The organism is Pukyongia salina, assembly GCF_002966125.1.
GTDB lineage: Bacteria > Bacteroidota > Bacteroidia > Flavobacteriales > Flavobacteriaceae > Pukyongia > Pukyongia salina.
Map to the genome: position 1 here is coordinate 1,642,702 of NZ_CP027062.1, position 26,110 is coordinate 1,668,811.

Genomic DNA, 26,110 nt, shown 5'->3' on the forward strand with positions numbered 1-26,110 from the left:
GTAGTTGCTGTCACTTTCGTGTCGATTGTACTTGAGGCTATTGTTTTATAATTTTTACTGTTGAATTGCTTCCTTCTGAAGTGATAACCTCCGCCAGGTAGATTCCGCTGTCTCCCACGATTTCCATGGATAGTTCATTCGTATTTCTGAAGACTTCCGAGTTAATGATCTGTCCAAGAATATTTCTAACAACTACACTAACTTCTGCATAGGAATTGTCCAGATGAACTTTAAAAAATCCGGGAGTAGGATTGGGTACGACGGCAAAATTCTTAAACTCGTTTTGCCCTATACCCAGTATTCGTTCGATAGCAGCAAGGGCGTCCAGTTTTCCATAACCCCAGGTGTGGTTAGGAACACTACCCGTGAACGAATCCTGCCGGGCGGATTGTTGTAAAATGGATTTTATCTCGGCGGGTGTTAAGCTAGGATCGGCTTCCAGCATCAAGGCGATGACACCTGTAGATAAAGGCGCCGCAGCACTCACCGCATTTTGTATTCCGTATAACCCATTACTATTTTGCAGTACATTGAAGGTAAAGCTCTCATAGTATGTATTATCTGCATAAGCCGCATGGCACACTTCACCCGAGGCTACAAAGTCGATTCCCAGACGACCGTCTTGAGTAGGACTACTACTGCTGCCTATCCACAATTCTCCGGTTTCACCCTGACCCGTAATGTCTCTTGGGATACCGTTAATATCCACCCAGTCGTTCTGTACCACATAATCTCCCGGAGTGATCACAAGGTTGGCACTAGCATAGTCATTTATGCTATATCCGGGCGAAACGAAGGAGGTGAATCTGTTATTATTATAATAGGTGGATGGGTTCAGGACTGCATGAAATTCTCCCGAATTGATCTGGGCTCCTTCAAGAATTACTTTATAAGTTCCCGTAGTTCCGGTAAAGTCGATCATTAATTCTCTTCTGTTGGAAGTGGCCTCATAGAATTCTGTATTTGCTCCGCGATGGTATATCTGGATATCACCCAGATTCTGGTCGTTACTTCCGTTAGGTCCTGCCGGGGCAATAAAAGGCCCGGAAACATTTCCATTGGGTCGTTCTACACTTACAGTGAATCTATCGTCCTCACTATACCACAGGTCGAATCGAAGGAAACCGGCTTCCCCTTTCATTACATCAACCTCTATAGTTTGATTTTGAGCAACCGTTCCGGAAGCGTGGTTATCGTTTCCACCATCGTCACCTACGCCACACACAAAGGTGTTTCCATTGCTTACAAAATCATCTATTGCACGGGCTATTAGACTGGTCCCATCTGTAGGTCCTCCAATGGAACCAATGTTCATTAATGTTACGGCGGGGAGCCCTAATTCGGCGATCTTATCTTCCGCAAATTGCATCGCAACAGGCAAATAGGCGGGATTAAAAAAGCCAGCTTGTCCCGGCTCTGAGCCAAATGCCGGGAAAGGATCATGTGTTATTTTTATACTTATTAGAGTTGCATTTGGTGCTACCCCCTGAAATTCTAAACCGGTAGTTCCACTGCCATTTCCCGCTGCGATACCACTCGTTGCCGTACCATGTCCGTATCTGTCTGTAGACAAAGGCGGATCATTATTATCGAGGGCGATATCGATCGCATTTCTATCGAAGATGGTACCTATGCCATAGGGGTTGTTCGGGTCGTTTGCACCGGTGGGGTCTATCATATCGTAGATATAGGCCAGCCTGGTATTTCCGTTCGAGTCCAGAAAATCGGGATGCCGGTAGTCTATCCCACGGTCCAGGATCACAATAAGTACGTCTTCTCCGCTTAAATTGTACTGAGCGTAGACATCATCCAGATTTGCTTCAACCCTTGGAGGAATTCCTTGGGCTACAACACTTAAACAGAAGAAAAGGAGAGTGTAAGTAGTAAGGATTGTTTTCATAATAGTTAGTTTAATGATGAGTTGTATAATCACATCGGCTAACTATCGAAATGTCATCAAAAGGTTGAACGTCTTATTTTGTAGGATCTTTTTCCCTGAAAACGAAAAGCATTACGGCCAGGATCACCAGACCTCCCAGAAACCATGGCCAGAACGGAAATTCGGAATGAAGTTCCAGTGGTGACGTATCTCCCATCAGCACCAGTCCGGACCAATACTGCGGAGCGAGAGTACGGCCCTTGGCAACCGCCAGGTAACTAAGTTTAGCCTGCCGTAGTGCTTCATCCTTGGGCATTCCATCCTTTAGATTATCGTAGAAATATCCAAGGATCTCATTACTGGACTTTTCGTCGATCTTCCACAAACTGGTGAGTATACTTTCACTTCCAGCATAATTAAATGCGTGGGCCAGCGAGATCATTCCTTCTCCGGGTTCGAAGGTGGGTTTGCCTGTTTCACACGCGGTGAGAATAGTAAGGTTTGATGCTACGTTATAATCGTAGATCTCGTAAGTGAACAGGGAGTTGTCTTCACGCTTCGCCTCTTTGGCTACGTCCTTGGCAAAGATCAACCTTGAAAATTCAGGGGTAATATTGTTCGACTCTGCATGTGTCCCAATATGAATGATCTTGTGCTCCCTGGCATTCAATTTAAAAACCTCTTTGGTAGAGTGTTTGTTCAAAAAGGATTCGCCATCGAAAATGTTCGCATATTTCTTCACCAGTTCTGTACTGAAAGGTTGAGGAAGTAACTTGATATAGGTTTTATCGAGATCCAGAGAATCGGTAATGGCAAATCTGTATTCCATCTTCATATCTTCATTGAATTCGGGCGCAAAGGCCACAAAATTCTTTGGATATACATAGGTTGGTGCCGGTTGTTTAAGTAAGAACAAGCTATAACTGTAGGAAATCACTTTTTGAGCCAGTAAACTTTGGGTGGCAAGTTGTTTAAAGTGGGTTATCTTAACAGGAGAAAGTGTTTCAAAGCTTAAATTGAACAAATCCCTATCGGGAATAATGACCACCTTCCTGGTAGAAACCAGATCTTCAATAGGTCGCCAGAGTTTGTCATAAAGTATCGCTAAGGAAGTTGAGGTGCGTTCCAGGTCCGACTGGTCTTCAGCTAGATTTAAAATATGTTCCTTAACATGGTCGTAATTCAATGTTCGTATTTCGCTGGTGTTCCTGTTCAGAATAAAAACAAAGAGGTCATTTTCAATGAAAAAATAACGTACAATTGTAGTGTTTTCAGGAATTTTTTGCTGAATATCCCCAAGATCTTCCTCAATGGTCGCATAACGCAAGTCATAGTATTTAGGGTATTTCTGCTTTAGGGTATCCAGAAAAGAACGCCAGTTTTGGGAGGCTTTTAAATAATTTTCCAGTCTGTTAGAGCTATCACCTGATAATGCACTGGATATAGACGTTTTAAGTTCATTTTCTTTTTTTAATACCGAATCGGGCAAGCTTCCAAAACTGATATCGTTTTTAACATTAAACTGCGTTCTAATTCGATTGTAAATACCCGATTCATGGATGGCCACAGTCTTATCCAGATACTTTTTATCTCCACTAAGCTCGAATAATTCGAAATACATTTTTTTAGACTCGGTACTCAAGGCCTTGTACTCTTCCAGGATCATATTGACGTCCTCTGGGCTAAAGGTGGTTGTTTTACGCTTTTCAAGCGACGCAACCGCTTTGTTCAATTTTTCTATTTGCCGCTTTAAAAAAAGTGAGTCTCTGGACGTGTTCGTACGGTATAAAGAACGTACCTCCATTAGTGTAATAGCTGGACGTCTAAATTCTACCTGTACCGAATCAATATCAGATTTTGCATCTTTGAGTTTCAGATCTAATATTTCCTTCCCTTTTTGCGCCCATTTCTGGGCGTTTTCATAATCTGCCGCTTTATAGTAGATTTCAGATAGATTGGTAACTTCCTTGAGGGTGGAAAAACTCGCCGCACCTTCATTCTCAAAAATATAACGGTACGCATCCCGGGCAATGTCAATGGCCATTTGAGCTTTTCCATGATCGGCCAGAAATTGAGAATAATCCCTTAGAAAAATAAGAAACTCCTGGCTGTATGCTTCGGGATATGCTTTTCTAAAAAGCTTGAGACTGGTTTTAAAATAGGAATCGGCTTTTTCAATTTCACCTATAGCTGCATGGCTCTTTCCCAGCATAGCGTAAACATCTGCCTCGACAGAGGGATATTCGCTGGGTGATTTTTTTAAATTCTCCAACGCCAAAGTAGCTGTAGCTATGCTCTTATCAAATTCTTTTAATTCGAACTCCGCCAGGGCTATTTGTGTTAAGGATGTTGCCAGGCGCGGACTGTGGATCTCGTACACCTCCTTCTTTTTTTCGTGGGCGAAGAGCAGCATCTCATAAGCTTTGGTAAGATAACCCGTATCGTTGTAAAAGGCGGCCAGGTTTGAAATAGCTGAAGCGAGCAACCGCTTCGATTTCTTTACCAGGAAGTCGTCCTCACATTCGTTGATGATCTTCTGAAGCTGTTTTATAATTTCCTCCTTCATGGCAATAGCTTCGCCAAGTTGCCCCTGGGCGTCGATCACCAACGCCAGATTAAATTGGAACGCCACGATATAATAAGTGCGATTAAATCCTGTAAGATCACTTTCTTCGGTTGCCGAAATTGCCTTGTTGAAATAGATGCGAGCGCTGTCTAATTTATTCAGGGTCCACATGGAAACGGCTACTCCATTGTATGCATCTGCCAAAATATCCTTCTTCACAGCCGCCGATCGTTCATAGGCTGAAGCAGAAGCCTTAAAATATTTCAACGCATTGGCAAGGTCGTAGAGGGCATAGTAATTACCACCTATGGCGTAGTTGATCTTACCCAGTTCTTCCTGAGTTACATCCGGAATGGTGTTAGCATACTGCAGGGCAGTAAGAGACGATTTCAGGGCGTTTTGATCGTCTACAAGGAATACATACAGGTTGTCTATGTCCAGGTACGCTTTGCTGAGGGTGCGGGGATTATTGGTTTTGGTTTTCAGATAACTAATAAAGGCTTCAGCTTTGGCGGCTGCGGTTTTGGCGTCATGCTGCAATTTGGCAATACGCCCAATTTTTCCAGGAAATTGATGTAGGGAATCCAGTTGCCCTGCCTGAAGGAAGATCTCCCGCTGTTTTTGCAGAACCGAATCTGCCTTTTTTGGCTGATTGGCATCAATGTAGGCATCAACAGTCTGCTGCCAGGTATTTCTTTCGGATTGCGAATGCAATTCAAATATTCCGAAAATACACAGCAGTAGCAAAACCCCAAAATACTTGCCGGGTATTGGTTTCATGAAAAGTTAGTTAGTCTTTGATTTCAGAAAGTATCTCCTTCGCACTTTCTTCTTTACTAAAGGTAAGATAATTTATGGCTTCTTCAATATCGCCAATTTTTAAATAAGCCAGACCCAGATAATGAGCCGTTTCAGCGGAAAAACTATTGTCCTCCATATTCCATAGAGGTTGCAGATATTTAATAGAGTTATCGGGATCGCCTTTTGCCAGATAAGCAACACCCCGGAAATAATGTAAAGTGTCCATGCCCATGGCATCATCCCTTATAGTTTCCCACTTGCTAAGAGCAGTTTTGTAATCGCCTTGTTTATAATTTACCATGCCCTCATAAAACTCGTAATTGGCTGTGGAGCTCATGATAGTGGGTAGGCCGGGATCCGGACTAAAATGTTTGGCGTAGAGCTTTTCGTAATCGTTATCGCTTTTTAGCATCCAGAACAGGCCAAATGCCACTATGAGGATGGCGGCTATTGACCATCGCCAGATTACGGTACTTCGGTTTCCGCCACCAGAAGCGATGTCTCTTACCGGAGTGAGATCTGCGTGAAATGCCTCCATTTTATCTTTAAGAACAGCTGTTTCCACACCCAGAATTAACACTCGCAGCTCCTCCAGCTGTGCGGCAAGTTGTGGATCTGTGGTCAGTTCAGATTCGAATCGGGATCTTTCATCTACGCTCATTTTCCCTTCCAGGTATTGCTCAATACGCTCAAAACGTTCCTGTGATATGTTTTCTGAATTATTCATTTTTAAAAATTGGGGTCTTTGCTAATTCTCTTAATTTATTGATACAACGATATTTTTTATTGCGCGCAGAGGCTTCACCAATTTCGAAGGCCATCGCAATTTCCCGCAGCGACTTTTTCTCAAAATAGAAATGAGTAAGCAGTTGTTTGCATTCATTCCCTAACTGCCGAAATGCTTCCATCGCATTGTTGAGTTGCTCAATATTATCGGTAGACGTTTCGTCGAACTCGTCCGGAATTTCGTATCCCTCTCCTATGGATGAGGTCTTCTTAAATTGAGAAGATCTCAAATAATCCGTCCATTTGTTTTTCGCGATCCTGTACAAATACCCTTGTAAAGCAGTTTCGTTAGTAGGTACGAATTTTCCACTTTTCACGTTTTGCCAGGTCGCGATAAAAGCCTCCTGGTAGGTGTCCTTTGCCTGGGGTTTGGTTCCGTTATTCTTCAAAATATGTACTTCAATTTTACCATAACATTCCTGGTATAACTGTTTCAGAACTAATTCATCATTGTTCTTTACAGCCTCTGCCATATGCAATTGCGCCGTTATTTGATTAGTGTTCCCCATCGTACGTAGATAGGGAAAAGATACAATTTTTTTTCAATCGTAACTTTACTGAAATCTATAAAGCAGCGCCTTTCACACTCACATCGTATTAAGATTATTTTGTCATCATTGGATTCAATAATTTTTAAAGTGATGACAATTTTGTTTTGCTTCGATGTAATAATACTAACCTTAATTCTTTTACATTATGAAACGACTATTATCATTTGTATCGGCATTACTACTTGGAGTCTGCAGCATTGCTCAAAACGGAATACCCGTCCCACAGATGAGTAGTTGCGATACTCAGGTTCAAAATTTAATGGCCACTTATAATATACCCGGCTTAACTTTTGCACTCGCAAAAGATGGAGAGTTAAAATACATGAGGTCCTTCGGAAATGCAGATATCTCAGCGACTCAACCCACGCAGCCTTATCATATGTTCAGGGTAGCAAGTGTATCGAAACCCATAACCAGTATTGGAATAATGAAGATGATAGAAGATGGCGATATCGCACTTGGCGATAAGGTGTTTGGCCCGGGAGGACTTTTAGAGAATCACTGGTATTTTTCGGGAAGTTCGATCATCGATAACCGCGTTTACGACATAACCGTTCAACACCTCCTGGAACACAGTGCAGGATGGGATAGTAGTGTAGATTGTTTCCCAAACCCTACATCTCCATATCCCTGGTTCTTTTCAGGATGTGATCCTATTGCGGTTCCCTTACATGTTACACAAACTCAGGGACAACCTAACCCTGTGAAAGAAGAATTCCTTATTAATTATCTATTAGAAAAGAATCTGAACTTCACCCCGGGAACGGCCTATGCATACTCCAATATGGGTTATCTAATCCTTAGCGAGATCATTGAAGAAGTTTCGGGTAAATCTTATGAAGCCTATATGCAGGACGAGATTCTGCATCCACTGGGGATTTACGATATGTATATTGGAGAGAATTTACTTGAGGACAAACGCGAACGTGAAGGCGAATATACAGGAAACGGATTCACAACCCTGGATCTTTATGGAAGCGGTAACCTGGTTCCCTGGCAGTACGGAGGATTTGCAATAGACGCCATGGATGGTCACGGAGGTTGGATAGCGACTGCCCGCGATTTGGTAAGACTACTCGTGGCTGTGGACGGCTTCAATACCAAACCCGATATACTTTTGCCCGCTACCATAACCAATATGGTGACTCCTTCTGTAAATAATGCGAACTACGCAAAAGGATGGGCAGTGAATGCCGGTAATAATTGGTGGCATTCCGGAGCCGTAGATGGTACCGCTACCTATTGGGTAAGATCTAATAGTGGTTATACCTGGGCGATCTTGTTAAATAAGAGAATCGTTGATGGAACAGCACCCGCTTTTTGGGCGGCATTGGATGGATTGGGATGGAATTGTATTTCGGGGGCATCGGGGTTTCCAACATTCGATCTTTTAGACGCTCCTACTGTTAATGCCAGTAACTTACTTGCACAAGGCGATGGTATTTCCACAATGGATCTAAACTGGACCAACGGAAATGGTACTTCCCGTCTAGTGGTTATGAAGGATATAACCAATAATACAGATCCCTATAATTTTAGTGCTTACCCACTTGATGGAACAGATTATAATGCCAATGCAGCATTTGGCAGTGGTGATGACCTGGGTGATGGTACCTATGTGATGTATAACGGAACCGGTACAGCAGTTACAGTTACCGGACTGGATAACACTAAACGCTATGCGATAAGGGTATACGAGTATAAGAAAAACACGAATAATGGGAATAACGCCCTCTATCTGCTTGGAAATCCGGCAGAAAGAGAAGCACTTCTTGGTTTCGAAGAGAACGAATTACAATTTGCAGTGAAAATCTATCCTACTATCACTTCAGAATTGCTCCATGTCTATAACGAATTACCAGAGGAACTTAAATTTAAAGTATTCGATCTACAGGGAAGAAGCCTTGTTGCAGGAATTGTGGAAAGTGGAGAAAATACCCTCGATGTTTCACGCCTTGATTCCGGCTTATATCTTATAGAAATTACTATAGGCAACAGGCGTACCACAAAACGATTCGTAATTAAATAGAAAGAAGCCCTTGAAAAAGGGCTTTTTGTTTTGAATACGGCGGTGAATGATAGATTAGATCATAGAAATTAGATATTCGTAGGAGGGGTATCAATTTTATTGCTTCTGAAATATCTTGCTTTCCAACCGAAGGGGTTTTCGCTATCTTTGTGCTGAAAAATTCTATACATGCCAGAAGCTCAGTTCCTTCCGAAGAAATATTCAAATCAGTTCCCTGAAGGTAGCGTAACCTGGAAATCTCCCAGCAACATTGCTCTGGTTAAATACTGGGGAAAATTCGAGCATCAGTTACCCTGTAATGCGTCGGTGAGTTTTACCCTGTCTAATTGCCATACTACAACTAAACTTTCATATAACATAAAATCTACAGAGGGTTTTGAGTTTGAAGTCTACCTTGACGGAGAAAGAGAAACGGGGTTCGAACCTAAGATTATTCAGTTCTTCGAACGAATTGAAGCCTATATGCCATTTCTTAAGAACTACGCTTTTCGAATAGAAACCTCAAATTCCTTTCCACATAGCAGTGGTATTGCCTCTTCTGCCAGTGGGATGAGTGCGCTAGCATTGTGTTTAATGAGTGTGGAGAAAGAGCTATTGGGGGAGCAGATCTCGGAAACGGAGTTTAAGCAAAAAGCCTCTTTCCTTGCACGTCTGGGTTCGGGGAGTGCCTGCCGAAGTGTGGAAGGCCCGCTTATTGTGTGGGGAGAACACCCGCAGATCGAGGGGAGTAACGATCTGTTCGGAACGAAATATCCTTACGATATTCATCCAAATTTCTCCAACTACCAGGATACTATTTTATTAGTGGATAAAGGCGAGAAACAAGTGAGTAGTACGGCAGGTCATGGTTTAATGCGGGATCATCCCTATGCGGAAGATCGTTTTGGAACCGCGAATCTCAACCTGAAGAAATTAGTGAATATATTTAAATCGGGAGATCTAAAGAGTTTTATCGAATTGGTAGAATCTGAAGCTCTTCAGCTACATGGCATGATGATGACCTCAGTGCCTTACTACATCCTTATGAAACCCAATACACTGGAGATTATTAATCGTATCTGGCAATTCCGCAAAGAAAACGGTTCTCACCTTTGCTTTACGCTGGATGCGGGGGCGAATGTGCATGTTTTATATCCGGAGAACGAAAGTTCGATCGTAGTTCCTTTTATTAAGAGCGAACTGGCTAAGTTTTGTAAAAATGGATCTTTTATTGAAGATCGGGTTGGTCTGGGGGCATCTCAGGTGTGATAAGGCAAGGTCACTAATAAAGGTTTTTCTCTTGCAATGGGTTTAATGCCAGACTGTTGATAGTGACTATTTTTAAGTATATTTTCTGAAATTTCCTAGCTGGAAAGTATATCTTTGCGATGAACAATTAGATTTAAAGGTAAAAAATGTACCTTTACTACTGAAAACGTACACAATTTATGCGTGGTCCCCTGTTTTATTCAAAAATTCTTCTATTCGGGGAATATGGTATTATAAAAGATTCCAAAGGGCTTTCTATCCCTTATAACTTTTATAACGGTGCCCTGAAAATAGATGCGCACAAAACCCCTTCAACTCATAAAAGCAACGAGAATCTAAAACGCTTTCTGAAGTATCTTGAAGACTTGCAGCAAAGAGAACCTGGGTTGGTTTCTTTCGACCTCGACCGATTAAAACAAGATATTGAGCAAGGATTGTATTTCGATTCCAGCATCCCGCAGGGTTATGGAGTTGGTAGTAGTGGTGCGCTTGTAGCAGCTATTTACGATAAGTACGCCAATGATAAAATTACGGTCTTAGAAAACCTTACAAGAGATAAATTGTTACAACTGAAGGGTATTTTTGCCGAAATGGAATCTTTCTTCCATGGTAAATCTTCCGGCCTCGATCCATTGAACAGTTATTTAAGCTTACCCATTCTCATTAATTCGAAAGATAATATCGAACCGGCCGGGATCCCATCTCAAACCGAATCGGGGAAAGGGGCGGTGTTCTTACTGGATAGTGGTAGTACAGGAGAGACGGCACCTATGGTGCAGATCTTTATGGAGAACATGAAACAGGAAGGTTTCCGAAAGATGTTGAAAAATCAGTTTGTAAAGCACACAGATGCCTGTGTGGAGGATTTCCTTAATGGCGATGTGAAATCACTCTTTGGGAATATCAAGCAACTTTCTAAAGTAGTTTTGGAGAATTTCAAACCCATGATCCCAAAAGAATTCCATAAGCTATGGAAGAAGGGAATAGACTCTAACGCCTACTACCTCAAATTATGTGGTTCTGGCGGGGGAGGATATATGCTGGGATTCACCGAGGATCTTGCCCGGGCCAAAGAAGCTCTAAAGGATTATAAACTGGAAGTGGTTTATAATTTCTGAAATAATTTTCATCCACATATGGTATGTTAAGCAGAAGGCAGAAACATTTTCTTTTAAAATCTTTCAGCTTGATTTCTGTGATTAGGGGGTATAATATTCTTATTATAATCCTTGCACAATACCTTACCTCCATTTATATCCTCGCACCAAACCTGCCCTTACGAAAAGTATTGTTCGATCCTAACCTGCTTATGCTTGTACTGGCATCTGCCGCTGCTATCGCCGGAGGTTATATCATAAACAGTTTTTACGACAGGGAGAAGGATCTAATCAACAGACCGCACAAGACCATGCTGGACAGGCTTGTGAGTCAGCGTACCAAACTCACAACCTATTTCGTTCTCAATTTCATATCGGTGATCTTTGCCAGCTACGTTTCCTTTAGGGCTGTTATGTTCTTTAGTCTCTATATTTTTGCTATCTGGTATTATTCGCACCGACTTAAAAAATACCCCTTTATTGGAAATATCACAGCAGCCATCCTGGCGGTGATACCATTTTTTGCCGTGTTTATTTACTACAAGAATTTCGATCTGGTGATCTTTGTGCATGCAACCTTTCTTTTCCTGGTGATCTCCATGAGGGAGCTTGTAAAAGACCTGGAAAACATCAAGGGTGATTTCGCGCAAAATTACCGCACCATCCCGGTGGTTTATGGAGAACGAACTTCTAAACGAATGCTTACCTTGCTTGCCGCACTAACATTGATCCCGGTATATTTCCTACTCACAAAATTTGATATAGGTTATATGGTACTTTACTTTTACGCCAGTATACCCGGATTAATACTATTCCTTGTCTTTTTATGGATTTCAGCAAAAAAACTACACTATATATTACTGCATACCATATTGAAACTGGTAATCGTGGTGGGTGTGTTTAGTATCGTATTGATAGATGTGAATGTCCTGCTCAATAGAATATTCTAACCTGAAGTACAACTAGTCACAAGCAGATAGTTGGGTTTTATCTTTATTCTGAAAAGAAGTTATCCAAGCACTTTTGAGGGATCCGTGGTTGATGAAATATAAAGTATTCTTCAAAAATTGAACAAATATTGAATTTAACTTTTATCACTGAAAACCAATGGCTTTGTATATCTTTGCCGAAAATTTAAAGGCTGGCAGATCAGCAAAATTAATATGAGTAAACAAGGGAACAGAGGAGCAGGAAAATCTACTGCAGGAAGAGAGAATAAACGCAGTGGCCAGGGTGCCAAAGGCAAAAAACCTCCATTTAAGAAAGATAACCGGCGAACTACAACTAATAAGGCGGGTAAAAAACAATCGGCAAATCCTGCCGATGGGATTAGACTCAATAAATATATCGCCAATAGTGGGATATGTTCAAGAAGAGAAGCAGACACCTATATCGCAACAGGACTGGTGACGGTTAATGGCAAGATCATTAACGAAATGGGATACAAAGTGAAGCTGGAGGATGATGTACGCTTTGATGGCCGCCGTATCAACCCCGAACCAAATACCTATGTGCTTCTAAATAAACCAAAGGGAGTTGCAACTACCACCAGCGAATCTAAAGGCCTTACAGTAATGGACCTGATCTCTAATGCAACTTCAGCCAGAGTAAAACCGGTAGGAAGATTAGGGAGAAATGCTACAGGATTGTTGCTTTTTACCAACGACGACGCCCTGGTGAAAAAGCTTCACTCTAAAGGGATGGATCGATTATTTCACATAGAGCTGGATAAAAACCTGAAGGCCGCAGATCTTCAGAAGATAAAAGAAGGACTAAAGATCGATGGGAAAGAGATCATGGTAGAAGAAGTGAGCTATGTAGACAATTCCCCTAAAAAAGAGGTTGGTCTACGCTTAAAACATATGGGAAATAGCGTGATTCGCGATATTTTCTCCCATTTGGGCTATGATGTGATCAAAGTAGATTGTGTTACCATCGCTCACCTCACAAAAAAGGATCTTCCCAGAGGCAGATGGAAGCTATTAACGCAGGCGGAAACAGAACTTTTCAGGATGTTATAAAATTAATAAGGAATTAACTTGTAATTCAATTTTTTTTATTTCATTTGCACCCGATTTAGCTGAACAAATTGAAATATGTTTTTAAGTTCGGGTTTTTGAAAAATAGGAAGTTATATTCAAAAACAGGATTCCAGGTAATCCGCCGAAATTTAAAGCTAGCTTCCGAAGATATATCATACAACTGGCATCTGATCATTTCCGCATCAGTATCTTCGCCCTTACCTATTCGTGTATAGTATTCATTGATTGCGCGTAAAGTGCCCGAACCGGCATTACTATCAAACTTTCAATTTAAAAATTACAATGAATACTAAATACATAGATCTAATAGATCAAACCTACGATTTCCCACAGAACGAGTTCTCTCTTGACGGGTCCCAACTTAATTTCCACGATGTGAACCTAATGGATCTTGTCGAAAAATACGGGGCTCCTCTTAAATTTACTTATCTGCCGAAAATTTCGGAAAATATCCAACGGTCGAAAACATGGTTTAAAACCGCTATGGAAAAGCACAACTATAAGGGTAAGTATAATTATAGTTATTGCACAAAAAGTTCGCATTTTAAGCATGTGCTTGAAAAGGCTTTGGAGAACGACATACATATCGAGACTTCCTCGGCTTTCGATATAGACATAGTGGAACGCTTGAAAAAAGATGGCAAAATAACCAACGACACCTTCGTGCTTTGCAATGGTTTTAAAAGAGCGCAATATGTAACCAACATCGCCAGACTCATTAATAACGGACATCTAAACTGCCTACCTATCATCGATAACTACGACGAGGTAGAGTTACTTTCGGAAGAAATTCAGGGAGATTTTAATATCGGGATTAGAATTGCATCGGAAGAAGAACCCAAATTCGAGTTCTACACTTCTCGCCTGGGAATAGGCTATAAGAATATAGTCCCCTTTTACGAAGAGCAAATTAAAACCAACGAGCGGGTGAACCTGAAAATGCTTCACTTTTTCATCAATACCGGGATTAAGGATAACGCGTATTACTGGAATGAATTACTGAAGTGCCTGAAGGTTTACGTGAAGTTGAAGAAAATATGCCCAAGCCTGGACAGCCTCAATATTGGTGGGGGATTCCCTATTAAGAATTCGCTCACTTTCGACTATGACTACGAATACATGGTAGACGAGATCATTAATCAGATAGGTCTGGCATGCGCAGAAGCCGAAGTTCCGGTTCCGCACATTTTCACCGAATTTGGAAGTTTTACAGTAGGAGAGAGTGGTGGTGCCATTTACGAAGTATTGCATCAGAAACAACAGAATGACAGGGAAAAATGGAACATGATCAATTCGTCATTTATAACCACCCTGCCAGATACCTGGGCTATCAATAAACGTTTTATCATGCTGGCTGTTAATCGCTGGCACGATGAATACGAAAGAGTGCTCTTAGGTGGTTTAACCTGCGATAGCGACGATTATTACAACAGTGAACAAAACCTGAATGCCATTTACTTGCCAAAATTTAAGAAGGAGAAACCTCTGTATATTGGGTTTTTCCACACAGGGGCATATCAGGAGACCATAGGTGGTTTTGGAGGATTACAACACTGTTTGATCCCTACCCCTAAACATATTCTTATAGATCGGGATGCCGATGGAGAGATTATCTCTACCGTATTTGCCGAACAACAAACCAGTGAACATTTGCTGTCTATTTTAGGGTATAAACCTCTTGAGGTTGATAGCTCGGAAGAAGCAGAAGTGCCTATACATCAATTATCTAAATTTTAACTACATGTCTATTAAAACCTATGCGGGAATACCCGCACAGTATGCGACTTCCGAAAATTCGAAGATCGTATTGATCCCGGTTCCTTTTGATGGAACCAGTACCTGGCAAAAAGGTGCCGATAAAGGCCCCGAGGCCTTTTTACACGCTTCAGAAAATATGGAGCTCTATGACATTGAAACCGAAACAGAGGTGTATAAACACGGTATTTTCCTTGCTGAACCCATCCTTGAAAGCAGCTCGGCTGAAGCCATGGTAACAGCGGTTTATAAACGAACCAAAGACTACATTTTACGTAATAAATTTGTCACCATCTTTGGCGGAGAACACAGCATCTCTATAGGAACTATTCGCGCCTTCAACGATTGTTTCGAAGATCTATCAGTACTACACATAGACGCACATGCAGATCTTAGGAAATCATACGAAGGTTCTGCGTACAACCATGCCTGTGCCGTTCATGAGGCGAGCCAAACTACCAATCTTGTTCAAGTAGGAATTCGTTCTATGGACATATCGGAAGCAGACTACATGGATGACGAAAAGACCTTTTTTGCTCATGAAATGGCCAGTGACGAATACTGGATGGACAATGCCCTTGATGCTTTGGGAGAAAACGTTTTCATCACCTTCGACCTGGATGCTTTGGACCCATCTATCATGCCGGCTACCGGAACACCGGAACCGGGTGGAATGCTGTGGTACGAAACCCTGGAATTCTTAAGAAAGGTTTTTAGCGAGCGAAACGTAGTAGGTTTTGATATCGTAGAACTTTGTCCGAAAAAATACGATAAATCGTCAGATTTTCTGGCCGCTAAACTATACTACAAAATGTTGAGCTATAAATTCGAGTTGGACGAATCTGAGGATGAGTTTGAAAGCAATTTCAAGCAGGAGAAAAGTTCACTTCAAAAATTCCAGATAGACCATGACTAATTCAAAAGGAAGTATTTCTCAATTTATGGAGCATTATTATCTCCATTTCAACGCTGCGGCTGTTGTTGATGCGGCCAAAGGGTATGAGAAGCAGCTTTCAAAAGGATCCAAAATGTTGGTTTCCCTTGCCGGAGCCATGAGTACAGCAGAACTGGGGAAGATCTTTGCGGAGATAATCCGTCAGGATAAAGTACAGATCATTTCCTGTACCGGAGCGAATCTGGAGGAGGACATTATGAATCTTGTTGCTCATTCTCACTATAAGCGCATCCCCGAATACAGAGACCTCACTCCACAACAGGAATGGGATCTCCTGGAGAAAGGACTCAACCGGGTTACAGACACCTGTATCCCGGAGGAGGAGGCCTTCAGAAGGCTTCAGCAACATATAGTAAAAATATGGAAGGACGCCGAAGCTAAAGGCGAACGTTATTTTCCTCACGAATTCATGTATAAAATGCTTTTGAGTGGTGTCCTTGAGGAATATTACGAGATCGACCTGAAAGATTCTTGGATGTACGCAGCAGCAGAGAAGAACCTGCCAATGGTAGTGCCGGGTTGGGAAGACAGTACCATGGGGAACATCTTTGCGAGCTATGTGATTAAGGGTGAACTGAAGGCAAGTACCATGAAATCGGGGATTGAGTATATGGCTTTCTTAGCAGATTGGTATTCGGATAATTCTAATAACGGTATCGGATTTTTTCAAATCGGTGGAGGAATTGCGGGCGATTTTCCTATCTGTGTGGTTCCAATGCTATACCAGGATCTCGATCGGACAGATACCCCTTTCTGGAGTTATTTCTGCCAGATATCCGATTCGACAACCAGTTATGGAAGTTATTCGGGAGCCGTGCCCAATGAGAAGATCACTTGGGGAAAACTAGGTATTGATACGCCAAAATTTATTATTGAGAGTGATGCGACTATCGTTGCCCCGCTAATATTTGCATACTTATTAAATATGTAAGGAAATGAAAAGAATTATAGTTGATTATTCGAAACTTACCGACGCGATCCTGGACCTGCTGGTGGAAAAATATCCATCTGGATACGACCCAAAGGACATTATCGTTTTCCGGAATGCACAGAACGAAGTTGTGGAATGTGTTGAAGTGAGGACAGACGATACCATCTACCTCGTAAAGGTGAGTAAGCGCCTGGTGGTTGCCATGGAAGATTATGAAGACGATCAGAACGACGACTACGAGGATGATAATGAGGATGAGGTTTTCGAAGAGACCGCAGATGAATTTGACGACTGATGTATCCTGTTAGGTCAATTCAGATCGCCCGTCGTATCAATATCCGGGCTACCAAAGATAGTTTAAAGCACGAACTCATTTTTAATGACAGTGATGAACTATTCTATAAACTGGACGAGAAACAATATCTCTATATCTTTCAGTTTGGGATTGTCTGTTTTTTCAATGTGAACAACGGATCCATTCTTAAACATATAGAGCGTATAAAACCTTTTTCCAACGGGGAAGTACGCAGTTCCCTGTCTGAAGATTTCCTGGTTTTTGTAAAAAAGGATGGATTCGACGTTTCGTTTAATAGTGTAACCCTTCCGTATCTGGATCAGGAGATGGTTCGTCTGGTGATGCTGCACACCTCACAAAGTGTAGCCTTAGACCGTTATGCAGAAGTAACAGGGGCTTTATTGGAAGAAGCCAGTATTCACACTTCCTATCTGGAAAAAAAAGGGACCTTGAATATCTCCAAATCTAAATTAAAGCGATTAATTGGTAAGAATCTAAGGTTGAAGAATGGTATATATGAGAATCTATACATTTTCGATGCTCCCGAAAGTACCTGGGAGGACGAAAAACTCGCGGTTCTGGATAAGAAACTTAAACATACCTTCGACCTGAAGAACCGTTATCGCTATGTACAGGACCGTATAGATATTATTAAAGAGAATCTGCAATTATTTAAGGATATATGGGATCATAAAGAAAGTAGTACCCTGGAATGGATCATTATTATTCTCATTTTTGTTGAGATAATTGATCTTTTCGTGGGTAAAATATTTTAATTTCAACATGTTCAGACTAAATAACGATTCATCATGCAACAAAATTTTCACCTTTCACTTCCTTGTCTGCACGTAGAGGCGACTAGAAAGTTCTATAAAACCATTCTCGGTGCCGAGATTGGTAGAAGTGCTCAAAACTGGATAGATGTAGATCTCTTCGGAAATCAGATCACCTTCGCAAAAGTTGGAAAGTATAAATTCGATTATCCGAAGTACAGCTTTGGGAATACCGTGTTGCCTTCATTTCATTTTGGAGTGATCCTGTCTGGTGACCTCTGGAAGAAAATGCATAACAGAATTAAAAAAGATGGCAATTTTCACATCCCCGAAACAATGTTTCTCGATGGAAAGACAGGGGAGCATAAATCGTTCTTTGTGCAGGATCCCAACGGGTATATAATCGAATTCAAGTGTTTTAAAGAAGCGGCAGACGTATTTAAATCTTAAGTAGCCGATAGCCGGGTTTGAAACGATCTGGTGATCTCCCAGATCGCGAAACTTAGCAACAGGATATATTCTGTTGCTACCAGCCACATATTTTCCGAATAGCCCTCTGCTCTATATGCCGAGTAACTTAAAAATACCAGGCCACTCCATAGGATGGGAAAGCGGTATTTGGTGAACAGGCACAACAATAAAGGTGTGGCAACATACCACGGATGTACAGTGGTTGAAAGCAGGAAATAAAAAGAGATCGCAAATAACATTCCGGTAAATAGTTGCTTGCCGGTCTTATTTCTTCTGAAGAAACTAATACTTAGAACAAAGGCGATGACAATAAGCGGTAGGATCTTCCCAACCGTTTGGATAGGGTCCCAGCCGTTCACCTGAAAACCAATCCATCTTATTACATAGAATACGCTCGCGTTGAATTCGAAATCCTGAAACCACAGGGAGATCGTCTTCAGGAAATTTCTGGCAAATTCAGAAGAATAAAAAGGGAGGAAACTCACAATCACAGTGGCCAATACCATCCAGTAGAACTTTTTTAGTTTCCAGAAACCTGTGCCGAACAAACCCTTATCTACAAAATATTGATAGTAAAGTGGAAGGAAAATTAACGGAATGAGTTTTACCGAAATTGACAATCCGAGTAAAACCGCAGAAAACAACCATTTTTTATGGATTAGGAGGTACAGGGACCAGATGAGAAAGAATAACATAACGCCTTCAAAATGAAGGTTGCCACAAAGCTCAATGATGATAAACGGATTGAGAAAAAACCAGAAAATTCTATGTATAGGCAACTTGAAGTGCTCGAGCAATTTCTTTCCAAAATACAAGATCCCGATATCCGCCAGGATGATGATGAGGCGTAAAACAATTACCGAAGCCATAATACTTTTACCGGTAAAGAATCCGGCAATGGCAAAAAACAGCTGATTTACAGGTGGGTAGTTGCTAAAATGACTACCGTTCAATTGACCCATGCCGGCATAAAGTTCGGTCGCCGTGGCGATCTCGACACCGGGGAAATTAGTCGGATTGGATATGAACATCTCGGGTGTAAAGATGTAGGGATTCACGGCCTGACTTATCAACTGACCGTCCCACAGAAAGCGATAGAAATCCTGGGATAGATTTGGGATTGCCGGGAGAAACAGGAGTCTGAAAACAATCCCCATTCCCGCTAAAAGCCAGAAATTCCAGCCAAATATCTTTATGAGGTAATATGTGAATACAAAGAGAGCTGTGTAAAGTGATATGAGTTTTATAAAATCACTTCGCAGCAGATCGTATGCAAAACTACCGTAGAAAATTGCGCATAGCAGCGCAATAACCAGGGGAATACGATAATTCTTTATATACGAAAACATGTTTTAGTCCTGCCATTCGGCAATGAACAGATTGGTGTCACGGGTGCCTCCGTTATTTCGGTTGGAGGAAAAAGCCAGGTATCTCCCGTCATTAGAAAATACAGGAAAGGCGTCGAAGGTCTCGCCATGCGTTACCCGTTCCAGGTTTTTCCCATCCAAATCTATTAGGTATAGGTTAAACGGAAATCCTTTTTCGGCCTCAAAATTGCTCGAGAACAAGATCTTTTCACCGCTGGGATGAAAGAACGGACTCCAGTTTGCGTTCCCCAGGTTTGTAAGTTGTCTCAGGTCGCTACCGTCTGCATTACAAATAAAGAGCTCCATTTCGGTGGGTTGTACCAGCCCCTGGGCAAGCAGATCTTTATATTCCTTGATCTCTTCTTTTGTTTTAGGTCTTGAAGCACGGAAGATCAATTTTTTTCCATCAGGAGAAAAGAATGCGCCACCATCGTATCCCAGTTCGTCTGTGATTTGTTTCACATCGGTACCGTCTATATTCATAGTGTATAATTCCAGGTCGCCGGAACGAGTGGAGGTAAAAACGATCTTATCACCTTGAGGGGAAACAGTGGCTTCGGCGTCGTATCCAGGCTCGTTGGTAAGCTGTGCGGTAATATTACCTTCCAGGTCCGCAACAAAAATGTCGAACGAATCGTAAACGGGCCACACGTATTTACCGTTCTTACGCAGTGGTACTTCCGGGCAATTCTCATCGGCCAGGTGAGTGGATGCATAGACAATATGTTTGTTATCAGGAAGGAAATACGCACAGGTGGTTCGTCCCATCCCCGTACTGATCATTGGTGGTTTTTGGTCCATGAAGGAATCGGTGATGTCCATGAGAAACATCTGGTCACATTCCAGGCCCCAGTCTGGATTATTGGACTGAAATACCATTTGCTTATCGTCGAAGCTCCAGTAAGCTTCAGCATTATCCCCGCCAAAGGTGATCTGGCGTATGGATTTGAAATGAGTTTCTTCGGGATAAATGAGGCTATCACTTGCCGTAGTCTTTATTTCTTCTGAATTTATTTTATCTATAGATTCTTTTTCCGAACTGTTTTTACATGAAATAAGTGTAGAAAGTAACAAAAGTGGCAATAGGTATTTCATATTTAGATTATTTTTGTGCAAAAATAACGATATGCGCTCAATTCTCATTCTATTTCTTATGCTTATTGCATTTTCCTGTAAGCAAGATGCCAAACAAATGGTTAGCATGCAGGAAGATGTGGCTTACCTGGCTGCTGATAGCTTGATGGGCAGGGAAACAGGAACATCTTACGAAATGCTGGCTGCCTCATACCTGGCAGACCGTTTTAAGCACCTTGGCCTCGAAGCCAAAGGAACCGATGGGTATATTCAGGAGTTTACCTTTAAACCTACCCTAAATCCTCATGAACAAGCAGAAGTTGTTGAAGGCAGCGGTACCGGAACACTTACCGGCAGGAATGTAATTGGGTACATAGATAACAATGCAGAAACTACTGTGGTCATTGGAGCTCACTACGACCATCTTGGGATGGGTGGCCAGGGATCCCTTCACCGTGGCGGAGATGCTATTCATAATGGAGCAGACGACAATGCGAGCGGGGTCGCAGTAATGTTAAAACTGGCCAGAGATCTCCGTGAGAAGAATACCAACAATAACTATCTCTTTATCGCATTCTCGGGCGAAGAAATGGGTTTACTGGGGTCTAATTATTTTGTGAAGAACCCTACTGTAGACCTGGCACAGGTAACGTATATGATCAATATGGATATGGTGGGTCGGCTTAATGAAGAAAACACACTTGCCGTACATGGTGTTGGAACTTCACCGGTATGGAAACAAACGCTTTTTGCCAATAATGACGCAGGACTTAATATCGCCGAACACGAGAGTGGTATTGGCCCTAGCGACCATACTTCCTTTTATATCATGGATATACCCGTATTACATTTCTTTACAGGGCAACATGGCGACTATCACAAACCCACAGATGATGCCGATAAATTAAATTATACCGGGATGGAAACCATCGCTAATTATATACTCAATATCATTACAGATCTGGATGATAATGAAAAGCTGGCTTTCAGAAAGACAAAGAATGAAAGCGAAGATGTTCCCAGTTTTAAAGTTACCCTTGGTGTTGTTCCGGATTATCTCTATACCGGAGAAGGTATGCGGATCGATGGGGTGAGTGAGGATCGACCGGCTGTAAAGGCAGGACTTCAGAAGGGAGATATAGTAAAGAAAATGGGCGAACACGATGTTACCGACATGATGAGCTATATGAAATCCCTTTCCAAATTCGAGCCTGGGCAGACTGCCGTAGTTACTGTAGAGCGCGACGGGAAGCTCATGGAAGTTAGCGTAACTTTCTAGAAGTTTCTGGCAATAGATAATGTTATCCAGGTATGCAACAATGTAGTTCCTACCCTGGGTGAGGCATAGTTGTAGCCTGCTTTGTATTCCATTCTTTTTTTTCGATAATACCCTTCGAAACCGTAGGTAAAGAAATGATCCACCGGATCTACGGTAAAAATGGAGCTATCTCCTGTGATAAAACCCTCGAGTAAGGCATCATAGATCACGTATCGGTAGGCAAACTTCAGAGAAAAGAAAAATTCGGGTTGAATGTTGCCTATCTGGTGATAGGCCATGGTACGGTGTATATCGGCACGTCTTCCAAAAAAGAACGCAGCCTGGTTCTCTATAAACATGTCTCTGGTGCCGAGAGCAACTGTTGGTGTCCAGGCCATGTGTACGCCAAACTTGTCGTCTAATAATTTCCAGTCCCTTATATAACGGGCGTAAAGATTGATATGTATCGCGTCTTCTATTTGTCCTATCCAGCTAGCCTCGGCAGATTCGTTACTTGAGTGAAACCAACTCTGAAACCCTTCGGCCCCCGAAATGGAACCAGAAGCGCCCATTTGTAGTGTAAAATCCAGTAATCGCCTCTCGTTGGTAAGAGCCAGGGAAGTTGTAATAGCACTAAATCCGGCATAAGGCCTGTCGAATAATCTTACGTTTGTTTCGGTAATATTTGAAGGCGTATAAAAAATTTGTAAGACCCCTATCGTTAGCTGCCTTCGGTCGCGATTCTCTTCCTGTTCGTTCAAGAGAGTGCGATAGTTAATAAATGATCCGGTGGTATAGAACCAATCTGTAAAGAGTAAAAAGTCGTTATCGTGATGTAGCTCGATCTGCCGTTTGTAGAAAGTATTTTCAACTTTTGTTTCTGAATTGTCCTGAGCCGGAAGTTCAGAAAAGAAAAAAAAGAATAAAAGCAATAAAAATAAAGGTCCCTTTGGTTGGCGGATCATACATCAAAAATAGGAAAAGAAATTAATTGTACTTCATAGTTATTTTTTAAAAACTGCGAGCGTAGGAAAGAATAATGTATTGGTGGGTTTGGGTAGCTTCAGTTTCATCCGAATTAAAGCGATAACCTACCGTGTAATCGTTCTTTTTATAACGGTGTTTAAAATCGAAGCCCAGGTGTAAAACCACTGCATTTGGTTCGACCAAATACACCGAATCATCTCCCCATTTGTTACCTTCCAGAAGTCCGTTATAACCCACGAATCGATATCCAAATCGCAACGCAAAAAAGATCTCCCTTTCGGTACTGCCTAGTTGATCGTATGCAATGCTGGAGTTGATTGTGTTTCTTCGTCCGAAATAAGCTGCTACCTCGGGTTGAAAGAATTGATCTTTGCTGCCATAGGCTGCCCAGGGCTGCAGCGCGATATGCACGCTGAAGGGATTGGGAGCTAATTGCCATTCTCGCGCATAGCGTGCATAGAGATTTAGGTGAAACGAATTGGACAGTTCTCCAACCCAACTTTGGGGGTCCGAAATCACGACTGCATTGTGGTACCAACGTTGAAGTGCTCCAGCTCCCGACGATTTTCCTGTGATCCCCAGTTCTAGCTGCAAATTGTAAAAACTATGATTGGTGGCGGCAGACCATCCGTTGTTGAGGCCAAGATATCCTGCGTAGGGCCGATCCATCTGGTTAATTTCCTCTGTTGCGGTATCGTCGGGTGTAAATGCCTGGATTCCCAGGCTAAATTGTAAATGTTCGGAGGTATTTGGTAAGATGCCTTCGGTTAGCTTGTGGATGTAATTTATATATAGGCCAAAGGAATAATACCTATCAGTTAAAACGATGAAATCATTGTCGTGCCTGATCCCTATCTGATCGCTGGTCGATACCGATTCTGAATCCTGTGCATTTACGTCCTCGATGGGGTTCAGTAGAAAAACAAATAAAAAAAACCAGCTTAGGACTCGAGCCTTGCAATAGTTATTTTTCCAATGGTAAAACGGATGGTTGATCTCTACACTTTGCTGGTTATACTCTTGAAAAATACAAAACCAAAACCAACAAAAAGCATTAAATGAAAAGGAAATAGCCCGAAATCGCCCCCTTGATCCCCTACAACGAAAGCACTGTACATTCCGAAGGCAAAATATAGCATAAGCAAACCTTCTATGATCACGTTCGGACTAAGTTTGCTTTTTAGGTATTTATTACCCCTCCAGCTGTCCTTTAGAGAGTTTATATTGAATTTGGGCGTACGGATAAATTCACTTTTCTTACCAAGATGGCCTTCAAGAACCGCGATACTGTTGTGCAGTGAAAAGCCCATAGCGATAGAGAAAAAAGTGAAGAACATCCCTGTGTATTTTAGAAACTGTTTAATGCCACCTCCGTAGATGATCTTATAAGTGAACCAGTAACAAAAGAAAAAGATAAGCGTACTTATCACAAAAAAGCTCATGATAAAGAAGTATACCTTCAAATGCTCATATTCATTTTTTATATACAGCATTGGTATACTTAACACAGCCACTATAAGGATATTGAGGAACATAGTGCTGTTAAGTAAATGCAGGATACTGTGTACTTTAGTTTTAAATGGAATATTGTCCTTCTTTAACACACGAAGCGCCATTTTCTGAAAATTCTCGGCTCCACCTTTGTTCCACCTGAATTGTTGAGATCTTGCGGCACTAATTACTACGGGTAATTCGGCCGGTGTTTCTACTTCTTCGAGGTATTTAAATTTCCAGTCTTTTAGTTGTGCACGGTAACTAAGATCAAGATCTTCGGTTAAGGTGTCACCTTCCCAGTTACCGGCGTCTAGAATACATTCCTTTCGCCATACACCAGCAGTTCCGTTAAAATTGATGAAATGCCCTTTACTATTGCGTCCCACTTGCTCCAGGGTAAAGTGAGCATCCAGGGCAAATGCCTGAACTCTTGTAAGCAGCGAATAATCGCGGTTTATATGGCCCCAACGGGTTTGAACTACCCCTATCTCTTTATCCTTAAAGTAGGGGATTGTGTTGAGTAACCAGTTTTTCTTCGGAAGAAAATCTGCATCAAAGATCGCGATATATTCCCCTTTGGCAGTTTTTAGCCCTTCCTTTAGTGCTCCCGCCTTATAGCCCTTCCTATCGTCTCGTGTTACATGTTTTATATCGAGACCTGTTTGTTGAAGTTTTTTTATGTGTTGGGCGGTTCTTTCGAAGGATTCGTCTGTAGAATCGTCCAATACTTGTATCTCCAGTTTATCTTTGGGATAAACGATCTCACCCATATTATTTAATAGGCGTTCCATCACATAGAACTCATTATATACAGGTAGTTGGATCGTAACGTAGGGAACTTCCTCCGGGTTATTCAGGTCGAATTTTTCACACACCGCCTTTTTTCTGCGTCTGGAACGTAAATAATTGAACAGCAGATTGAGCTGCGCCAACGCATACAGGAAAATAAGTATGAGGGCGACAGAATAGATAACCATTACTACTGTTTCCAGTATCATTTTTTAATGCTGTATTTAAAGATCCAACTTAAGATTTTAACGCCTGCAAAGATAGCACCTTTTACGGTTCCCGAAACTTTAGAGACACCTATTCGGTTTCTATATTTCACCGCAACCTCTTTATAAGTGTATTTTCGTTTAAGTGCCTTTAACTGCATTTCAACGGTCCATCCATAGGTTTTATCTTCCATGGAAAGCGCTATCAATTTCTGGTATTTTATTGCGCGAAATGGGCCAAGGTCTGTAAACCTGGAACCAAAGAACAATCGCATCAATCGAGTGGCGAGCCAGTTACCAAAGATCTGCGGCCCCGTCATAGAGCCATCTTCCCTTAGTTCCTTTACACGCGCACCTATCACCAGGTCGATATCCTCTTCAATGATGGGAGCAACTATGACATTTAGTTGTTCCGGATAGTCACTGTAATCACCATCCAGAAAGACCACGATATCCGGTGGTTGCTGGTTCTTAGATAGATATTCGATACCTTTAAGACAGGCATAACCGTATCCACGGCGTTCTTCAGAAAGCACAGTAACCCCGGCTTTGGTGGCAACTTCTACTGTAGCATCTGTGGAACCATTGTTAACCACAATAATTTCAGATACCGTATTGGGGATATCCTGTATAACTTTTCCAATAGAATCTGCCTCATTGAATACAGGAATAATTACTTTTATTAAGGTCATAAGCTCCGGCTAACCCAGCAAAAATATGATTAAATTTACTGATAGGGTAGACGTTTTAAATTAA

22 protein-coding genes are annotated in these 26,110 nt (G+C 41.8%); 12 read left to right on the forward strand and 10 right to left on the reverse strand.

What is annotated here, in order from left to right; translation table 11 throughout:
- Positions 1 to 37 precede the first annotated feature (37 nt).
- From C5O00_RS07385 to C5O00_RS07400, 4 genes are all read right to left on the reverse strand, one after another.
- Entirely contained in the window at positions 38 to 1,900 is a 1,863-nt protein-coding gene (locus C5O00_RS07385) for a S8 family peptidase (RefSeq protein WP_105216247.1), read from the reverse strand.
- Positions 1,901 to 1,973: 73 nt separating this feature from the next.
- Positions 1,974 to 5,225, reverse strand: a complete 3,252-nt coding sequence (locus C5O00_RS07390; protein ID WP_105216248.1) for a CHAT domain-containing protein — start codon at positions 5,223 to 5,225, stop codon at positions 1,974 to 1,976.
- A gap of 10 nt (positions 5,226 to 5,235) precedes the next feature.
- The gene (locus C5O00_RS07395) at positions 5,236 to 5,973 is read right to left on the reverse strand and encodes a tetratricopeptide repeat protein (RefSeq protein WP_105216249.1); all 738 of its coding nucleotides are present in this window, start codon (positions 5,971 to 5,973) and stop codon (positions 5,236 to 5,238) included.
- Positions 5,966 to 6,541 carry an RNA polymerase sigma factor gene (locus C5O00_RS07400; RefSeq protein ID WP_105216250.1) on the reverse strand — a complete coding sequence of 192 codons (576 nt, stop codon included), beginning with the start codon at positions 6,539 to 6,541 and terminating at the stop codon, positions 5,966 to 5,968. Before C5O00_RS07400 ends, C5O00_RS07395 begins: the two co-directional genes overlap by 8 nt.
- Before the next feature lie 187 nt (positions 6,542 to 6,728).
- Here C5O00_RS07400 and C5O00_RS07405 point away from each other — a divergent pair, with 187 nt between their 5' ends.
- From C5O00_RS07405 to C5O00_RS07455, 11 genes are all read left to right on the forward strand, one after another.
- On the forward strand, positions 6,729 to 8,612 hold the full coding sequence (locus tag C5O00_RS07405) for a serine hydrolase domain-containing protein (protein ID WP_105216251.1): 1,884 nt from the start codon (positions 6,729 to 6,731) through the stop codon (positions 8,610 to 8,612).
- Between the two features lie 168 nt (positions 8,613 to 8,780).
- Positions 8,781 to 9,860, forward strand: a complete 1,080-nt coding sequence (locus C5O00_RS07410; protein WP_105216252.1) for a diphosphomevalonate decarboxylase — start codon at positions 8,781 to 8,783, stop codon at positions 9,858 to 9,860.
- 179 nt (positions 9,861 to 10,039) lie between these two features.
- Positions 10,040 to 10,978 carry a mevalonate kinase family protein gene (locus tag C5O00_RS07415; RefSeq protein ID WP_105216253.1) on the forward strand — a complete coding sequence of 313 codons (939 nt, stop codon included), beginning with the start codon at positions 10,040 to 10,042 and terminating at the stop codon, positions 10,976 to 10,978.
- A 23-nt stretch (positions 10,979 to 11,001) separates the two neighbouring features.
- Positions 11,002 to 11,907 (forward strand): geranylgeranylglycerol-phosphate geranylgeranyltransferase, encoded by a 906-nt coding sequence (locus C5O00_RS07420; protein WP_105216254.1) that lies wholly within the window; start codon positions 11,002 to 11,004, stop codon positions 11,905 to 11,907.
- Between the two features lie 213 nt (positions 11,908 to 12,120).
- Positions 12,121 to 12,978, forward strand: a complete 858-nt coding sequence (locus C5O00_RS07425; RefSeq protein ID WP_105216255.1) for a pseudouridine synthase — start codon at positions 12,121 to 12,123, stop codon at positions 12,976 to 12,978.
- 303 nt (positions 12,979 to 13,281) lie between these two features.
- Entirely contained in the window at positions 13,282 to 14,736 is a 1,455-nt protein-coding gene (locus tag C5O00_RS07430; protein WP_105216256.1) for a type III PLP-dependent enzyme domain-containing protein, read from the forward strand.
- Between the two features lie 4 nt (positions 14,737 to 14,740).
- Complete coding sequence (gene speB, locus C5O00_RS07435; RefSeq protein WP_105216257.1) at positions 14,741 to 15,670, forward strand: agmatinase; 930 nt, start codon at positions 14,741 to 14,743, stop codon at positions 15,668 to 15,670.
- Entirely contained in the window at positions 15,663 to 16,640 is a 978-nt protein-coding gene (locus C5O00_RS07440) for a deoxyhypusine synthase family protein (protein WP_105216258.1), read from the forward strand. Before speB ends, C5O00_RS07440 begins: the two co-directional genes overlap by 8 nt.
- Positions 16,641 to 16,644: 4 nt before the next feature.
- Positions 16,645 to 16,935, forward strand: a complete 291-nt coding sequence (locus C5O00_RS07445; RefSeq protein ID WP_105216259.1) for a hypothetical protein — start codon at positions 16,645 to 16,647, stop codon at positions 16,933 to 16,935.
- The gene (locus tag C5O00_RS07450) at positions 16,935 to 17,711 is read left to right on the forward strand and encodes an RMD1 family protein (RefSeq protein ID WP_105216260.1); all 777 of its coding nucleotides are present in this window, start codon (positions 16,935 to 16,937) and stop codon (positions 17,709 to 17,711) included. The genes C5O00_RS07445 and C5O00_RS07450 overlap by 1 nt, the downstream gene beginning before the upstream one ends.
- A gap of 33 nt (positions 17,712 to 17,744) precedes the next feature.
- The gene (locus C5O00_RS07455; protein ID WP_105216261.1) at positions 17,745 to 18,158 is read left to right on the forward strand and encodes a VOC family protein; all 414 of its coding nucleotides are present in this window, start codon (positions 17,745 to 17,747) and stop codon (positions 18,156 to 18,158) included.
- On the opposite strand, the gene C5O00_RS07460 is transcribed toward C5O00_RS07455, so the two are convergent.
- A complete protein-coding gene (locus C5O00_RS07460) occupies positions 18,155 to 19,528 on the reverse strand; it encodes an MptA/MptB family glycosyltransferase (protein WP_105216262.1) in 1,374 nt (457 codons plus the stop codon). The genes C5O00_RS07455 and C5O00_RS07460 overlap by 4 nt on opposite strands.
- A 3-nt stretch (positions 19,529 to 19,531) precedes the next feature.
- Entirely contained in the window at positions 19,532 to 20,641 is a 1,110-nt protein-coding gene (locus tag C5O00_RS07465) for a TolB family protein (protein ID WP_105216263.1), read from the reverse strand.
- Between the two features lie 31 nt (positions 20,642 to 20,672).
- Between C5O00_RS07465 and C5O00_RS07470 the strand changes: the two genes are divergently transcribed.
- The gene (locus tag C5O00_RS07470) at positions 20,673 to 21,899 is read left to right on the forward strand and encodes a M20/M25/M40 family metallo-hydrolase (protein WP_105216264.1); all 1,227 of its coding nucleotides are present in this window, start codon (positions 20,673 to 20,675) and stop codon (positions 21,897 to 21,899) included.
- On the opposite strand, the gene C5O00_RS07475 is transcribed toward C5O00_RS07470, so the two are convergent.
- From C5O00_RS07475 to C5O00_RS07490, 4 genes are read right to left on the reverse strand one after another with little or no spacing between them, the layout of a single operon-like run.
- A complete protein-coding gene (locus C5O00_RS07475; protein WP_105216265.1) occupies positions 21,896 to 22,843 on the reverse strand; it encodes a lipid A-modifier LpxR family protein in 948 nt (315 codons plus the stop codon). The genes C5O00_RS07470 and C5O00_RS07475 overlap by 4 nt on opposite strands.
- A 46-nt stretch (positions 22,844 to 22,889) precedes the next feature.
- Positions 22,890 to 23,936 carry a lipid A-modifier LpxR family protein gene (locus C5O00_RS07480; RefSeq protein ID WP_105216266.1) on the reverse strand — a complete coding sequence of 349 codons (1,047 nt, stop codon included), beginning with the start codon at positions 23,934 to 23,936 and terminating at the stop codon, positions 22,890 to 22,892.
- Positions 23,864 to 25,357 carry a cellulose synthase family protein gene (locus C5O00_RS07485; protein ID WP_105216267.1) on the reverse strand — a complete coding sequence of 498 codons (1,494 nt, stop codon included), beginning with the start codon at positions 25,355 to 25,357 and terminating at the stop codon, positions 23,864 to 23,866. Before C5O00_RS07485 ends, C5O00_RS07480 begins: the two co-directional genes overlap by 73 nt.
- Positions 25,354 to 26,046 carry a glycosyltransferase family 2 protein gene (locus C5O00_RS07490; protein WP_105216268.1) on the reverse strand — a complete coding sequence of 231 codons (693 nt, stop codon included), beginning with the start codon at positions 26,044 to 26,046 and terminating at the stop codon, positions 25,354 to 25,356. Before C5O00_RS07490 ends, C5O00_RS07485 begins: the two co-directional genes overlap by 4 nt.
- Positions 26,047 to 26,110 lie beyond the last annotated feature (64 nt).

Coding starts and splice junctions, on each gene's coding strand:
- C5O00_RS07460 (WP_105216262.1), bottom strand. CDS start 19,528: ATGTTTTCGTATATAAAGAATTATCGTATTCCCCTGGTTATTGCGCTG.
- C5O00_RS07450 (WP_105216260.1), top strand. CDS start 16,935: ATGTATCCTGTTAGGTCAATTCAGATCGCCCGTCGTATCAATATCCGG.
- C5O00_RS07415 (WP_105216253.1), top strand. CDS start 10,040: ATGCGTGGTCCCCTGTTTTATTCAAAAATTCTTCTATTCGGGGAATAT.
- C5O00_RS07445 (WP_105216259.1), top strand. CDS start 16,645: ATGAAAAGAATTATAGTTGATTATTCGAAACTTACCGACGCGATCCTG.
- C5O00_RS07395 (WP_105216249.1), bottom strand. CDS start 5,973: ATGAATAATTCAGAAAACATATCACAGGAACGTTTTGAGCGTATTGAG.
- C5O00_RS07400 (WP_105216250.1), bottom strand. CDS start 6,541: ATGGGGAACACTAATCAAATAACGGCGCAATTGCATATGGCAGAGGCT.
- C5O00_RS07420 (WP_105216254.1), top strand. CDS start 11,002: ATGTTAAGCAGAAGGCAGAAACATTTTCTTTTAAAATCTTTCAGCTTG.
- speB (WP_105216257.1), top strand. CDS start 14,741: ATGTCTATTAAAACCTATGCGGGAATACCCGCACAGTATGCGACTTCC.
- C5O00_RS07410 (WP_105216252.1), top strand. CDS start 8,781: ATGCCAGAAGCTCAGTTCCTTCCGAAGAAATATTCAAATCAGTTCCCT.
- C5O00_RS07485 (WP_105216267.1), bottom strand. CDS start 25,357: ATGATACTGGAAACAGTAGTAATGGTTATCTATTCTGTCGCCCTCATA.
- C5O00_RS07440 (WP_105216258.1), top strand. CDS start 15,663: ATGACTAATTCAAAAGGAAGTATTTCTCAATTTATGGAGCATTATTAT.
- C5O00_RS07455 (WP_105216261.1), top strand. CDS start 17,745: ATGCAACAAAATTTTCACCTTTCACTTCCTTGTCTGCACGTAGAGGCG.
- C5O00_RS07475 (WP_105216265.1), bottom strand. CDS start 22,843: ATGATCCGCCAACCAAAGGGACCTTTATTTTTATTGCTTTTATTCTTT.
- C5O00_RS07425 (WP_105216255.1), top strand. CDS start 12,121: ATGAGTAAACAAGGGAACAGAGGAGCAGGAAAATCTACTGCAGGAAGA.
- C5O00_RS07465 (WP_105216263.1), bottom strand. CDS start 20,641: ATGAAATACCTATTGCCACTTTTGTTACTTTCTACACTTATTTCATGT.
- C5O00_RS07405 (WP_105216251.1), top strand. CDS start 6,729: ATGAAACGACTATTATCATTTGTATCGGCATTACTACTTGGAGTCTGC.
- C5O00_RS07430 (WP_105216256.1), top strand. CDS start 13,282: ATGAATACTAAATACATAGATCTAATAGATCAAACCTACGATTTCCCA.
- C5O00_RS07490 (WP_105216268.1), bottom strand. CDS start 26,046: ATGACCTTAATAAAAGTAATTATTCCTGTATTCAATGAGGCAGATTCT.
- C5O00_RS07385 (WP_105216247.1), bottom strand. CDS start 1,900: ATGAAAACAATCCTTACTACTTACACTCTCCTTTTCTTCTGTTTAAGT.
- C5O00_RS07390 (WP_105216248.1), bottom strand. CDS start 5,225: ATGAAACCAATACCCGGCAAGTATTTTGGGGTTTTGCTACTGCTGTGT.
- C5O00_RS07470 (WP_105216264.1), top strand. CDS start 20,673: ATGCGCTCAATTCTCATTCTATTTCTTATGCTTATTGCATTTTCCTGT.